Annotated in this window: 10 protein-coding genes and 1 tRNA gene; 3 read left to right on the top strand and 8 right to left on the bottom strand. The window is 33.3% G+C overall.

Annotation, left to right across the window (positions count from 1 at the left end):
- The first annotated feature begins 364 nt into the window (after positions 1-364).
- The 3 genes from SYN6308_RS12840 to SYN6308_RS12830 are packed head-to-tail and all read left to right on the top strand — an operon-like array spanning position 365 to position 3,422.
- Positions 365-2,050 (top strand): Mu transposase C-terminal domain-containing protein, encoded by a 1,686-nt coding sequence (locus tag SYN6308_RS12840; protein ID WP_017294851.1) that lies wholly within the window; start codon positions 365-367, stop codon positions 2,048-2,050.
- Positions 2,051-2,074: 24 nt separating this feature from the next.
- Positions 2,075-2,935 carry a TniB family NTP-binding protein gene (locus SYN6308_RS12835; protein ID WP_017294850.1) on the top strand — a complete coding sequence of 287 codons (861 nt, stop codon included), beginning with the start codon at positions 2,075-2,077 and terminating at the stop codon, positions 2,933-2,935.
- Positions 2,916-3,422: a hypothetical protein gene (locus tag SYN6308_RS12830; protein ID WP_017294849.1), complete on the top strand. Its 507-nt coding sequence runs from the start codon at positions 2,916-2,918 to the stop codon at positions 3,420-3,422. Before SYN6308_RS12835 ends, SYN6308_RS12830 begins: the two co-directional genes overlap by 20 nt.
- 22 nt (positions 3,423-3,444) lie before the next feature.
- Here the strand turns inward: SYN6308_RS12830 and SYN6308_RS12825 are convergent, their stop codons facing one another.
- The 8 genes from SYN6308_RS12825 to SYN6308_RS12800 all read right to left on the bottom strand — a co-directional run bounded on the left by SYN6308_RS12825 (position 3,445) and on the right by SYN6308_RS12800 (position 14,017).
- Positions 3,445-3,780: a M48 metallopeptidase family protein gene (locus SYN6308_RS12825; RefSeq protein ID WP_017294848.1), complete on the bottom strand. Its 336-nt coding sequence runs from the start codon at positions 3,778-3,780 to the stop codon at positions 3,445-3,447.
- 2 nt (positions 3,781-3,782) lie between these two features.
- Entirely contained in the window at positions 3,783-5,648 is a 1,866-nt protein-coding gene (locus SYN6308_RS22430) for a type I restriction enzyme subunit R domain-containing protein (RefSeq protein WP_390089745.1), read from the bottom strand.
- A 130-nt stretch (positions 5,649-5,778) separates the two neighbouring features.
- The gene (locus SYN6308_RS25790; RefSeq protein WP_390091447.1) at positions 5,779-5,988 is read right to left on the bottom strand and encodes a DEAD/DEAH box helicase family protein; all 210 of its coding nucleotides are present in this window, start codon (positions 5,986-5,988) and stop codon (positions 5,779-5,781) included.
- 105 nt (positions 5,989-6,093) lie between these two features.
- Positions 6,094-6,831: a type I restriction endonuclease gene (locus SYN6308_RS22425; RefSeq protein ID WP_040466874.1), complete on the bottom strand. Its 738-nt coding sequence runs from the start codon at positions 6,829-6,831 to the stop codon at positions 6,094-6,096.
- A 43-nt stretch (positions 6,832-6,874) separates the two neighbouring features.
- The gene (locus SYN6308_RS12815) at positions 6,875-8,818 is read right to left on the bottom strand and encodes an ATP-binding protein (protein WP_017294847.1); all 1,944 of its coding nucleotides are present in this window, start codon (positions 8,816-8,818) and stop codon (positions 6,875-6,877) included.
- A 6-nt stretch (positions 8,819-8,824) separates the two neighbouring features.
- On the bottom strand, positions 8,825-9,685 hold the full coding sequence (locus SYN6308_RS23435) for a restriction endonuclease subunit S (protein ID WP_017294846.1): 861 nt from the start codon (positions 9,683-9,685) through the stop codon (positions 8,825-8,827).
- 975 nt (positions 9,686-10,660) lie between these two features.
- Positions 10,661-10,734 (bottom strand) — tRNA-Pro (locus SYN6308_RS12805).
- A 148-nt stretch (positions 10,735-10,882) separates the two neighbouring features.
- Positions 10,883-14,017 carry a DEAD/DEAH box helicase gene (locus tag SYN6308_RS12800; protein ID WP_017294845.1) on the bottom strand — a complete coding sequence of 1,045 codons (3,135 nt, stop codon included), beginning with the start codon at positions 14,015-14,017 and terminating at the stop codon, positions 10,883-10,885.
- Between the last annotated feature and the right edge of the window lie 403 nt (positions 14,018-14,420).

The following is a 14,420-nucleotide window of genomic DNA, read 5'->3' as shown; positions in this document are numbered from 1 at the left end:
TGTAAAAATTCAGAATAATTCAGAGTCCATACTCTACTTTTAACCTTTAAAACTAGGCATAGAACAAGACTTCTAATATGTACATTCAATAATTAAGTGTCGCTATTTCTCATATTATTGTCGGGGTCAAAAATCTCTATAAATTCCATTATACATGGGTTCGAGTCATTTTTATCTTCTTAATGAGTGAGATCACTTATTTCAACAGTTAAATGTCGTTTATTATTGTTTTTCAAGTTTTATCTGTCGCTTATTTTTAGATAGGCTTAATTGTCCTTTGGAAAATGATTTAATATATTAGTTGTCGTTTCTTAAAGTAAATGCTATTCTGTAAAAAGAGTTTAATAGTAAATTATTTTGGGTAATGGCATTATCGAAGCAACCAAAAGTATATCGGCTTCCCTCAGACGAACAGATTACGGATGAGGTGAAGTTAAGGATGGAAGTCGTTGAAAGTCTGATTGAACCCTGCGATCGCACCTTATATCGTGAAAGAAAACAACAAGCGGCTGAAAAGTTGGGGATATCAATTCGCTCCATCGAAAGATTGATGAAAAAATACCGAGAAGAAGGTTTTGTGGGCATAATCAAAACTAGGGCGGATAAAGGTACAATCCGTATTGATCAAGAGTGGTTTGATTTCATCTTAGATACCTACAAGAAAGGAAATCAAAATGGTAAACGCATTATTCGTCATCAAGTTTTTCTAAAAGTAAAAGGACGTGCTAAACAATTAGATTTAGAAAAAAAAGACTACCCCAGTCATCAAACTGTTTATCGAATTATAGATCAATATGTGGAAGAACAAAATAGGAAACGTAAAGCAAGAAGTCCAGGATATTCAGGTTCAAAGTTAACCCATATCACTCGTGATGGTAGGGAATTGGAAGTAGAGGGAAGTAATGATGTTTGGCAGTGCGATCATACTCGTCTCGATGTTCGCCTAGTTGACGAGTTTGGCGTGTTAGATCGTCCTTGGTTAACAATCATTATTGATTCATATTCTCGTTGTTTAATGGGATTTTATTTAGGCTTTGAAAGTCCTAGTTCGCAAATAGATGCTTTGGCATTACGCCATGCTATTTTACCTAAATTCTATAGTTCAGAATATGGTTTGCGAAATGAATGGACTGCCTATGGTACTCCCACTTATTTTTATACTGATGGTGGTAAAGATTTTCGCTCCATTCATCTAACAGAACAAATAGCGGTGGAATTAGGGTTTACTTGTTCTTTAAGAAGAAGACCTTCAGATGGTGGTATTGTGGAAAGATTTTTTCGTACCCTAAATGATAATGTTTTAAGAGAATTACCAGGCTATACAGGTGCTAATGTTCAGGAACGACCCGAAAATGTTGATCAAAATGCTTGTCTAAACTTAAAAGATTTAGAATTTATTTTGGTGAAATATATTGTAGATGAATATAATCAAAAACCAGATGGCAGGAGAAAAGACCAAGCTCGGATACAACTGTGGGAAAATGGTTTAGTAGTTGAGCCTGAACCCTATGAAGAAAGGGAACTGGACATTTGCCTGATGAAGCAAACCCGAAGGACTATTCAGAAGTTTGGCACGTTGCAGTTTGAGAATATAACCTATAAAAGTGAGCAACTAAGGGGAATGGCAGGAGAAATTGTATCTATTCGCTATGATCCTGAAGATATAACTACAATCTTAGTTTATGAACGCTTGAATGATGGAACCGAACAATTCCTCGATTATGCCCATGCTCAAGGATTAGAGGCGGAAAGGCTATCATTACGAGAACTAAAGGCAATTAATAAACATCTTAATCGAGAACAAGAAAATATTAATAATGATGCTGTACTTGAAGCGATGTTAGAGAGGGAAGTTCTCTTGGAAAATCTCACTAAAAACAATAGGCTCGAACGCCGCCAATTAGCCCATCAAAAGGTAAATCCTGCAAAATCTATAGCAGAAAAATTAACTATTCCTGAACCTGAGCCAATTGAGGATGATGAGGATTTGGAAGAAGAAATACCTTCCTATGAAGTCATATATATGGATGATCTTTTTGATGATGATTAATTTAGTTTATTGAGGATAAAAAATATGGCAAATGCAGAAACGATCGCACATCAGTTTGGTGATTTTCCTAATATCTCTCCTGAAATTCAAGCAGAAATTGATCGATTAAAGAAAGATCCATATATTGAATTTGAACAAGTCAAACAGTGTCATGGTTGGATGTATGAGTTGATTCTTTCTCGGATGACGGGTTTATTAGTAGGAGAATCTCGTTGTGGAAAAACAGTTACTTGTAAATCTTTTGCCGCCAGATACAATAAGTCAAAACAAGGGCAAAAGCAACGGATCAAGCCAGTGGTTTATATTCAAGTACCTGAAAAATGTGGCTCAAAAGATTTTTTTATCAAGATACTCAAGGCATTGAATAAACCCATCAAAGGAACAATATCAGATTTGAGGGAAAGGACTCTTGATGGTTTAGCGATTCATGGTTGCGAGATGTTAATTGTAGATGAAGCTAATCATTTAAAACAAGAAACTTTTGCTGATGTCAGACACGTTTACGATGAAGATGAGTTAAATATCTCAGTTTTATTAGTAGGTACAACCAGTCGTCTGGAAACTGTTGTCAAAAGGGATGAACAGGTTGCAAATCGTTTCCTAGAAGAATATGAACTCGATCGCCTCGATGATAAGGAGTTTAAAATGATCGTACAGGTTTGGGAAAAAAATGTGCTGGAATTACCAGAGCCGTCAAATTTAGCCACAGCAGAAAATTTGAAACTACTCAAAACTGCTACCCTTAAATTAATTGGACGTTTAGACATGATTCTACGGAAAGCCGCAATTCGTTCTCTTACCAGAGGAGAAACACACATTACTCCTGAGATTTTAAAACAAGTTATAGCTTCAACAAAATGGTCTCATGAAAGAAGAAGAAAATAAGTTTTGGTTGACTAAGGTTGAACCCTTTGAAGGAGAAAGTATTAGTCATTTTTTAGGTCGATTTCGTCGTGCGAGGGGAAATCGTTTCTCCGCACCAAGTGGATTGGGTGAAGTGGCAGGATTGGGGGCTATTTTGGCTCGATGGGAAAAGTTTTATTTTTCTCCCTTTCCTACGCCACAAGAATTAGAAAAATTAGCAACAGTCGTGATGTTGGATGTCGATCGCCTTCGGGAAATGTTTCCTTATCAGGGTATGGTGACGCAAATTAAACCGATTATGCTGTGTGGAATGTGTTATCAAGAAGTTCCCTATCATCGTTTACAATGGCAAGATAAGAATAAAAGAGGATGCGATTGCCATAAGGTGAAATTACTTTCTAAATGTCCTAACTGTGGAACTTCTTTTTCTGTTCCTTCTCTATGGAAAGATGGTAGATGCGATCGCTGTCATTTATCATTTATTAAGATGAGTAAAAAGCAAAAATAAATCCTGATTTGATTTACATTGTTTATTTTTGAGAAGATAACTTTTTTAAGCGTTTTTCTCGATCTTGCCAATCTGGTAAATAAGCTGACATATAGCATTTAAACAATTTACTGTGATTAGGTACGAGTAGATGGATTAATTCATGTACAATTACAAATTCTCCCAATTCTTGAGGTAAATCCATTAATTCTTTATTTAAAGTTAATCTACCTGTTGTAGAGATAGAAGCCCATTTATTTTTCATTTGACGCAGTTGAATCTCTTTTACTTCAACATTAATGCGATCACTCCATCTATAAACTGCTGTTTTGAAATGTTGGGCGTTTTTCCACGTTTTTTGTTTATCGGTTAAAACCATGATTAATTTTGATTTAAAAGGTTGAATAACTGATTAACGATATTAGTAACCTGATCTAAATCATCTATTTCTCTAAAGATAGAAAAAGTAACTTCTTGTCGTAATTCTCTTAATTCTCTTTCACTTTTCTTCCAGTTAGGATAATCAACAAAAGCCTGTTTAATCTCATGACTTACTTCTTCGGGGTTTTCTATTCCAGCATCCTTTAAGATTTTATAAACAAAATAGCTTAAATTATCAAAGCCTTGGGCGGATTGTTCCTTTTTCCTTTGTTCATTATTTTTGATTTCTTGAAATAATAAATCTAAAGTTTCTTGGGTGTCAACTTGTCTCGTTTCAAATCTTTCTTCGATCGCCTTTGCCCTTTGTGCCATAGCGATTAAAAAGGGATCATCCTTGTTTTCTTCTGCTATTTTTTCAATGCTTTTCACTAAGTTAATTACTTTGGTTGTGTTACCATTTTTTTTGTTTTTAATGGTTTCAATTGTCTCTGCATTAATTTCTATAAATTCATTTATAGATGCGATCGCCGTTGTCCCAATATTTTTTTGTACTATTTCATCAGTTTTACGTTTGACTTCTCGATCGAGATAAATTCTGCGAGTGTAAGCATTACGAACTACTAGATAAATGCCACAGAGGCTAGTATAATGGTCAATATAAGGGCGTAAAAAGGCATCAGGAGATATAACTTCATAAAGCATTTCTAACTCTTTATAGCCTTTAATAAATCCTTTGCGTTGTTCTTTTTCTCTGAAAAATTCAATCAAATTATCGACATCTTGATCGTTAAAGTTGTTTTTAATTAGGGGTAAGTAAATGGGAACTAATTGCTCAATTTTGATTTTGAATAAATTTTTAAGTAATTGTAAATCTTTAACAATAGCGTTAACTTCTTCACTATCAAAGGCTAATGCTTTTTCTAATTTATCAAAAATACCTACAAAATCTAACACAAAGCCATGAGGTTTAACCATCTCCTCTGTTTCGTTTTCATAAGGGCGATTAACACGGGCGATCGCTTGTAAGAGGGTATGATCTCGCATTGGTTTATCCAGATACATGGCATATAGTAATGGTGCGTCATAACCTGTTAATAGTTTTTCCGTCACTATTAAAATTTTCGGATATTCTCCAAAACGAGCGAAGTTTTTGCGGATTTGCTTCTCTGTTTTATCATCGAGATGGTAAGCCTTTAATTCTTCACTGTCATTATTATTACCTGTATAGACTACCGCCGAATATTCAGGGGTTAAATAACGATCTAAGGCTTCTTTATATTTAGCACAAGCAGGGCGATCGACTGCGACTAAAAAGGCTTTATATCCTAAAGGTTCGACATTGGTTGTATAATGTTCAGCAACATATTTTGCTACTTGATCAATTCTTTGATCTGCTTTGAGAAAATTCTTTAAATTAACTGCTCGATCTAAAATTTTATTGAGTTCACTTATATCGTTTATCCCTTCTGTTTCTACTAAATCAAGAAATTCTTGTTCCATTATTTCCGCAGGGACTAATAATTGATTAGGAGCGATGTTATAGTAAAGGGGTAGAGTTGTACCATCTTCGATACTTTCAGCGATCGAGTATTTATGTAAATAACCTTTCTCATCATCAACCCCAAAAACCTTGAAAGTACCTTTTCCTTGATTGGTTTTGTCAATGGGTGTACCAGTAAAGCCAATAATTGTGCTATTAGGCAAACCCGCCATTAAAAATGTGCCTAAATCTCCTCCTGTGGTGCGGTGTGCCTCATCTATCAAGATATAGATATTTTTCCTTGTGTTGATGTTAGGAGGCATTTCTCGGAATTTATGAATCATGGTGATAATAATACCTCTATAGTCGTTTTCGAGTAATTCCACGAGGGTTTTTATGCGATCGGCATGGCGAATATTGTTAACACCTAAGTTATACTTGGCGAGGGCATAATTTGAGTTTGGTGAAGGTAGGCAAAAGGCAAGTAGGCAAGAGGCAACTATACATTTTGCAACATCAGATTATAACCTTGATGAGTATATTCAGGTTGCGTAACATTTGATCTTCTAATTCGTTGCGATCGATCATTAAAATAATGGTAGGTTTTTCGCTATCTGGTGCTTTAAACAGCATTTCGGCGGTTTTAATCATGGTGAAGGTTTTTCCGCTTCCCTGAGTGTGCCACACTAAGCCCCTAAATTTAGTTTCATCGTGACAACGATTAATGACTTGTTCGATAGCTAAGGTTTGATGTTGTTTCAGAATATATTTTTGTAAGGTTTCGTCTTTTTCGGCAAAGATAATATAATTTTTCAGAAAATTTAAGATTACTTAGGGATGGCAAAAAGTCTTTACTTTATTTTCTAGTTGTCCGATTTCTTCATCTTTCCAGTTAAAAATATTGCGTCTGACGATATTCCAAGTTACTCCATAGGCGAAACCGATCGCTTCTGTGGCGGTAAACAACATTTGGGGAATAAATAATTCTGGGGTTTCTCGGTGATAACGTCTAATTTGGTCAATTCCTAATGCGATCGCCTCATTCTTATTAGCGTTTTTACATTCAATTACCAATACTGGAATACCATTAATCAAAAATACTACATCTTCTCTTGTGCCGTATTTACCGTTATGGATATAATATTCTTCTGTAACTTCATAAATATTATTTTCGGGGCGATCGTAATCCACTAAAATTAAATCTAGTTCTCTATTTTCAGCCTGATAAAAGTATTTCCCTTGATTTTGTAATAAGTTAAGAAAATCTCGATTACCGTAAATGTCGAGGGATAAGTTATTGAGGCGTTTAATTAAATCCCCTTTGGTTTCGTTGTAATGAGGATTAAATTCTTTGACTTTTTGGTACAAAGTATCATCAAAATATAATGATCCTTGTTGGGCTTTTTGTTGAATTTCAACGCCCTTTTGTTTTCCCAAACTTGGGGGTAAAGGGGTGTTAAAACCTCTTTTAGCTTCGGCTTCCTTACGAGGTACAAATCTCCAACCTATTTCTTGGGCATAGGTTAAGATGCGATCTTGGACGGTTTTATGTTCAGTTGGTTTAGGCATATTTGAGAGAAGAAAAAGATAATTTAGAGAAGAAAAAGATAATTTATTGTTTTGTGCGATAAGTTTGATGAGGATCGTTAGGACTATTGGGGTTAGTGTATTCTAGTAACTTGTCATCAATTAAAGGCTTAAGATATTGTTCTAATAAATATTTTCGCTTTCGTTTTAACAATTTTTCTAATTCACTAGATGAATAAGGCTTTATTCTGCACAACTCCAATATTAGGCTTTTCATTTCCTCTGGTTCGGTTCGTTTACCAATTTTATTTAATCTTTCTTCAAGTTTTTTTTTGCTTAGAGGCGGAAATAAATCAAGAGTTAACTGTCCCTGTTGACTTGTACTACTGTCTTGATAAGGTTTTTCTAACTGTCCTGATAAAGTGTCTTGATTGCCTGTATTGTCTTCCTGATAAGGTTTTTCTGACTGTCCTGATAAAGTGTCTTGATTATCTGTACTACTATCTTGATAAGGTTTTTCTAACTGTCCCGATAAAAATTCAGGCTTGATGGTGTAATAAGTGGCTATGCTTTTACCATTTTGATTAATTAAACCTAAATCCCTTAATTTTATTAATTGCTTACTTGCTTTATTTATATCAACATCATTAACATAACGATAAATTGAATTATTTATTTTACCTGTTTTTTTAATTACAACTAAAGCATTTGTTTCTTCTTTACTTAAGTTAAGATATTTAAATTGAGTTAACCAGTCAATATCTTCTTGCTCTAAAAAATGATGAGTAAATAAAGTAAGACAAAAAGAGTCTTTTTCTCTACTTGATTCAAATAAAGGAATAGTTAGATTTGCTTGTCGCATATTTTCTAACATAGTTCTAATACCAAATCCTTTAGTTTCGGCTATATTTAACTCATGGAGAGTTTCAGCTATTTTTTCATTACGAGTTTTTGAACTTGGTTGATCTAATTCGTCTATTGATTTTAAAGAATAACCAGCGTTACGAAGTTCTAAACGATCTGAATATCGAATAATCTGAATTGGGCTACGAATACGATAATCCCTGTGCATAACAGCGTTAACAATAGCTTCTCTAATAACCGCACTAGGAATTAAAGGAATATCTTGCCGATTTATCTGATCTTCAGGAAGATTAAAGGCTTTAGGTAAATCGTTTAAAACTAAAGCTGTTAGTCGGGGAATAGCCAATAATAAAGGCTGACGAATTTCAATCACACTTTGATAACGTTTATCTGGATTCTCTACCCATTCCTTTCCTTCAACTACAATATAATCAACACGCTGTAAAGGAAAATGCTTTCTTAAGGCTATTTCTTTGCCAAATAAAATTAATCCTGCTACAGTAGGGCAATATTCTCCTTTTTGATTGGGATGTTTGGTTATGGCATATAAAGAATCTAATAAATCACGATCGCTATAGTTAAGTTCACTAGCATTGGGGTTTACTTGTTTTCTAATACGGCGATAAGCATCAATAGCCTGTGACTCAAAATCATCCAAACTTGCATCTTTAACAGGAGTTTGGTCAAAAGTTTGATTACTTCTTTCTTGATAGAATAATTCTAAATCTCGTTCTGTGCATTTTTGATCCGTTGATCCGATCCTTCTAAATGCACCTTTAGGTAATCCTCTTTTAATAATATAAACAGGTTTTTCTGAGGGCTGAACTTCGGGAATAAAGGCAACGATAACGATTTTTCCTTCTCTAGTAACCGTTTCTATTTGAGGGCGAATAGGAATGTTAAAAACTTCTCGACATTGACAAGCTAAATCTCTTTGAATTTTATCAGGATCGGCTAAACCTTCAATCTCATAAATGTTATTTTGGCTATCTTCTGCTGATTTTATTCCTAATAATAAATAACCTCCACCTAAACCCGATTCATTGGAAAACGCACTAATAGTATCCAAAATACTTTTACCCATATCAGAGGCTTTTTTTGCTTCTATTTCTGTGCTTTCATCTTGGTTAATTAGAATTTCCCAAAGTTCATCAAAGGTTAGCATTTTTTCTCATCCCCCTTTTATTTCTTCAAACTTGGGGGTTAGAACGCTTAAATCTAATTCATCAACTCTTATTTTTGCAGTCATTAATTGATGTAATAATATTTTAAATAACTCTTGTAATTGTTCTTTTTTCATTAATATAAAATCAATTTTCTCTTGAGTTAAATCTAATACTTTGGCAATTTCTATTTGCTCCATTTTTTTTGGTAAACTAATAGGTAATTTTTTAAAGGAATTACGATCTAAAGTCGGAACAGATGCTCCTGTTTTAAAGCGAGAAAGATTTAAAAATTCTAAATAGTAAGCTGTAAATTTCTTATCATTCCCCTTGAAATCTTTTACAAATAAAGTTGTATTGTGAGCCCAAAAATCTGAATCATAATACTTTACACTACCAACTGAGCCACTTCTACCAACTGTTACACCTGAATCTTTAACATTTGCTATATTATGATAGCCGATAATACCACTAGAAGCAGCAACGGGAATATTACCGTTTTTAAAATTTGCTTTGGTTAAATCTTTTCCTCTTTGTAAAACGGTAAAATCTTCAAATTTCATCACCTCCCAACTTTCGGGAATAAGACCTATTTCAGTCATTTTTTGCGGTTCATTGTTTAATCCTTCCGTAAAGAGTTTTTGCATTAAGTTTTGTTTGAGTTCCGTTGTCAATGCGATCGCCCTTTCTTGTTCTTCGATCGCCTCTTGTATAAATGTTAATACACGGGCTATTTTTTTCTGTTCTTCTAGTGGGGGAAGAGGAATTTCCAAATTCTTAAGCTCACTATCTCTAATTGCGGGATAACTTGCCCCTCTTTGGATTTTTTCAACTTCTTTAAGAACAAAATCAGTTAATAGTTTAGACAAAAACCTCTGCACTGTGAAAAAAGTGGGTTAGTTTGACTATTAAGCAATAGTTATTCTTTCTGACCCTAGTAACTGTCCGCTTCTGAGGCTGCGATCTCTGAACCTTGCTCAGAGAAAGGAAATATTGATAGAAAATGATAATGCTATTTATATTCTATCGGTTAGGTACGCTCCCAGCAATAAGAAGTAAAGCAAAGAACAAGGTTATTTCTGAGCTTAGTCCTCTAATAAGGATGTGGATGACTACAGTGATGGTTACTGAATCACCTTCTTCACCGAAGGAATCTTACTTCACATTAATTTTGAACAACCTATCACACAGTTTAATTGTCTAGGAAGTTTGTTCAAACTTAGCTTAGACTGTTATTGCTATTTTGATTTGGGATTATAGAGTTTAAATACTCTCATTGATGTTTAGTCGATTGAAAGTGTACTAAGGGTCTTCCTCTTTTACTTTTCAGTGCCTTTTGAATACTTTTGTTTCTGTTGATTCAATTTAAACAGACACAGAAAACTCTTTTTACCATGCCAATTAGTTTCAATACTGTTCTTTTGAAAAATATCAAAACTTTATTTCATATCTACCTTTAGAAAATGATATGATTTAAGTGTGAGTAAGATTGAAAGGCGCACTTCGTTCGGGAAAGTAAGTGCAAACATTTATTTATTTTGATTCAATATATTGTTTCAGTTAGTGACAATTTAGGTCAACTAATCAGTTCAAACACACAAATGTGTTTTAATTGTACCAATTTTCAAATTAATGAACCACAAATTAAATTATAAATGTAGGGTGCTCAACGCCCACAATATCTGACTGTGGTTTACCCAATCGAAAAGTGCTGTAACAAAAATAAGATTAAAAACAAATTAATTTTTGCAAGAGCAACTGTAAAAACTACGACATTATTTTGTGAAACAGCGACAATAATGTGTGAACAACGGCACTTAATTATTGAATGTACAACAACAAAATCGGGATGACAGGATTTGAACCTGCGGCTTCTTCGTCCCGAACGAAGTGCGCTACCAAGCTGCGCTACATCCCGTTAATGCCATAACATTATAACCTATTTTCGACTTTTTGAGATAAAAAGTGATGAGGTGTTAATTCTCAATTCTCAATTCTCAATTCTCAATTCTCCATTCTCAATTCTCAATTCTCAATTCTCCATTCTCCATTCTCCATTCTCCATTTTATAAGATTGCATTCCTTTCTAATACTAACAAGTTTCTTAGTTGATCTGTGTCCAAATCGGTTAACCAGTCTTCTCCTGTGTTAATGGTTTGTTCTGCGAGTTGTTTTTTATTCTCTAAAATATCGTTAATTTTTTCTTCTAATGTTCCGCTACAAATAAATTTATGGACTTGTACATTTTGTTTTTGTCCGATGCGAAAAGCTCGATCGGTTGCTTGATTTTCTACGGCTGGATTCCACCATCGATCGAAATGAAATACATGATTTGCTTTAGTTAAATTTAAGCCTGTTCCTCCTGCTTTTAATGATAGTATAAAAATCGGTGGTCCTTGGGGATCATTTTGGAATCGATCGACCATTTCTTGACGTTTTTCGGTTTTGGTACTTCCCGACAAAAACAGTACTTCTACCCCTAGCTTTTGCTTTAAATAGGGCTGTAATAGATTTCCCCACTCTGCAAATTGAGTAAATATTAGACTTCGATCGCCCTCTGCTACTACTTCTTCTAACATCTCCTCTAACCGTAACAATTTACCCGATCGAGGGGAAAAATCCAACTTTTCTTCCTTTAATAAATGGGCGGGATGATTACAAACTTGTTTTAATTTCATCAATAAAGTTAACACTAATCCATGACGTTTAATGCCAGTATTTTCATTGATTTTTTCTAAAGATTCATCCACTAAATTTCGATATAATTGAGCTTGTTCACCTGATAAACCACAATAAACATTCATTTCCTGTTTTTCAGGTAAATCTTGAATAATAGTTTTGTCTGTTTTGAGACGGCGCAATATAAAAGGTTGCACGAGCGATCGTAATATTTGTAAAGAATGTTGATCACCATATTTCTCAATGGGGATGGTAAAACGCCGTTGGAAAAACTGTTGTGTACCCAAATAACCGGGGTTCAAAAACTCTAAAATTGACCATAATTCTGAGAGACGATTTTCTACAGGAGTACCCGTTAAAGCAATTCTAAATTCTGATTTTAATTCTCTTACAGCCTTACTTTGTTTAGCTTGAGGATTCTTAATATTTTGCGCTTCATCGAGAATAACTCCTTGCCATTCTACTTTATTGAAAGTGTCAAAATCTCTGTAAATAAGGGCATAACTGGTAATAATAACATCGTTTTTTTGTGCTTCTTTAATAAACTCTTTTTCTTTACTTCTTTGTTCTCCATGATGGATAATAACTTTTAAAGATGGTGCAAATTTTTTGATCTCTCTTTCCCAGTTATTTAGTACTGAAGTAGGGCAGGTAATAATGCTAGGTTTTGTTAAAGATTTTTCTTCTTTTAAGGTAAGTAAAAAAGCAATTAATTGAATGGTTTTACCTAGTCCCATATCATCGGCTAAACAAGCCCCTAAATTCCATTTTTCGAGGAAATATAACCAGCTAAAACCTGCTTTTTGATATTCCCTTAATGTACCTTCAAAGGTTTTTGGAGTGGGTAAAATATTAATTTTTTGATTATCATTAATACTGTTAATTAAATCAGCTAATGCACCACTACTTTCAAAGGCAACAACGGGTAATTTTGCGATCGTCTCTCCATTACCACTACTTAACCTTAAAGCATCTTCAACGGTTAAATTAATGTTATTTTCTGCTTGATTTAAAATGTCTTCGGCTGCTTTAACATCGGCAGGTTGTAAGGCTAACCACTGCCCATCAATTTCCACAAGGGGAGATTTTTGTGCCAACAAATTTTGAAATTCTTTTTTGGTTAAAGTTTTGTCTCCTACGGCTACTTTTAAGTTGTAATTTAAAAGGGTATTTAAGTTTAATCTTTCTCCTTTTTTAATGTTAACTTTTGCCTCAATTTTTACTCCTAAACGTTTTTCATCGACTCCACTATTTAAACCATCTGGTAAAATAACTCCTAAACCATTATCTTGTAATTGCCATGCCACGCTACGAATAAATTGATAGGCAGAAATGGCATTTAATTTACAAAAATTGGGCATTGATTCTGCTAAACTTTCTGCTATGGGTTCATAAAATCTACAAGCTAATCCTAAGCCTTTTAAGATAATTTCTTGAGGATTTTCAATGATTCGATCGTCAATGTGTAAATCAGGATGGGAGTTTTGCCAAATTTTTTCTGTGGGAATTAAAACATCAGGATTATCTATGGCTTGTAAGTAATAATTTAAACGCCAATTATCATAGTTATCGACTTGATTTGTGCCTGTTGGAGGTTGCAATTTAAAACAAATTCGGTATTGTTTTTTTACTAATTGAAAGTCTGAAGTAATTAAGTTATCTTGAATGGGTAATGTCCAGTTATCAAAAGCTGTTTTTAATCTTTTACTGTCTAAAGGAGTTAAATTAGAGATATGTTTTTCATTACTATTTAAAGATTCTAACCATGATTGAATAAAAACATCGTTATTATTATTAAGGGGAATATTACCTAATAATTTACGAATTTGAGCATCTAAAATTGTTTGTAAAAAATCTAAAATTAACTCTTGTTGGGGTATAATGGGATCGTCTTCTGATTCTACATAACATCGATTCATAGAGGGCATCGATCGAATAAAATGAGCTAGACGACTTTGATCAATATTACTATCTAATAAAGGTTGCCAAAAACTATTATTTTTTTCATCAATACCGGGTAAAAATTTACGGCGACAAATTAAGTCTAAACTCCAACGATAAATATGACTCCAAAATCTTAAATCACAACCAATATATTCGACTTTACTTAAAGGTAATTTCTCTAAAAAGTTTAATAATTGTTCAATATTAAGTTTAAATCCTCCTACTTCCCAAGGATATAAAATAACAGTACTTAATTTATTAGTAATGGTAACAAAATGCTCGTAAAGTAAGGGAATAACAGTTTTAGATTTAGGCTTTTTCTGAGAGGGAAATAGCACCATTTCCCATTGCCAAATTGTATCCAATCGATCGAGATATTCTTTACAAATATTATGATAATTATACTCTTTTAAGATTAAATATAAATCATTAGGTTTATCTACTAAAAAAGGATAAAGATATAAATATTCTGCTTCTAAATCATACTTTTCTTTTTCTAATTGTTTCCATGCTTCACTCCAAATAAAAAAATACTTTTCTTCATTTTTTACTAAAAAACTACCATGTAAAGTTGACATATTTTATCTACTAAAATTAATGATTTTAAAATATATTGAAAAAAGGATTAATAAATTAATTTAGATTTATAAAAGTATTTAATTTAGTTTTACCTAGTTATTTTGTTCTAACAATTCCCTAAAAGTAATGATTTAGGATTGCTATTATAGATTTTTTGATAATGTAAAAAAGACATTAGACTTCTTGCAGAAGTCGAGTAATGAGTAATAACTAATAAGTTAAGAAATTTATGTTTTCCACCCTAAAATAGATTTTACTTTTTATTTTGCACTCGTGTCTATTAATCATGATTTTGAATAAGATAAAATAAAAACTAGCAGATTCAACTCTAATTAACATCACTGATGATGATGAATTAAATTATTGTGATTACACTATTTTGTGGCATCAAAACTTAGATTT

This window comes from Geminocystis herdmanii PCC 6308, from assembly GCF_000332235.1.
Lineage (GTDB): Bacteria > Cyanobacteriota > Cyanobacteriia > Cyanobacteriales > Cyanobacteriaceae > Geminocystis > Geminocystis herdmanii.
Note: the sequence above shows the minus strand (reverse complement) of the source record. Positions and strands in the feature narration are given on the sequence as shown.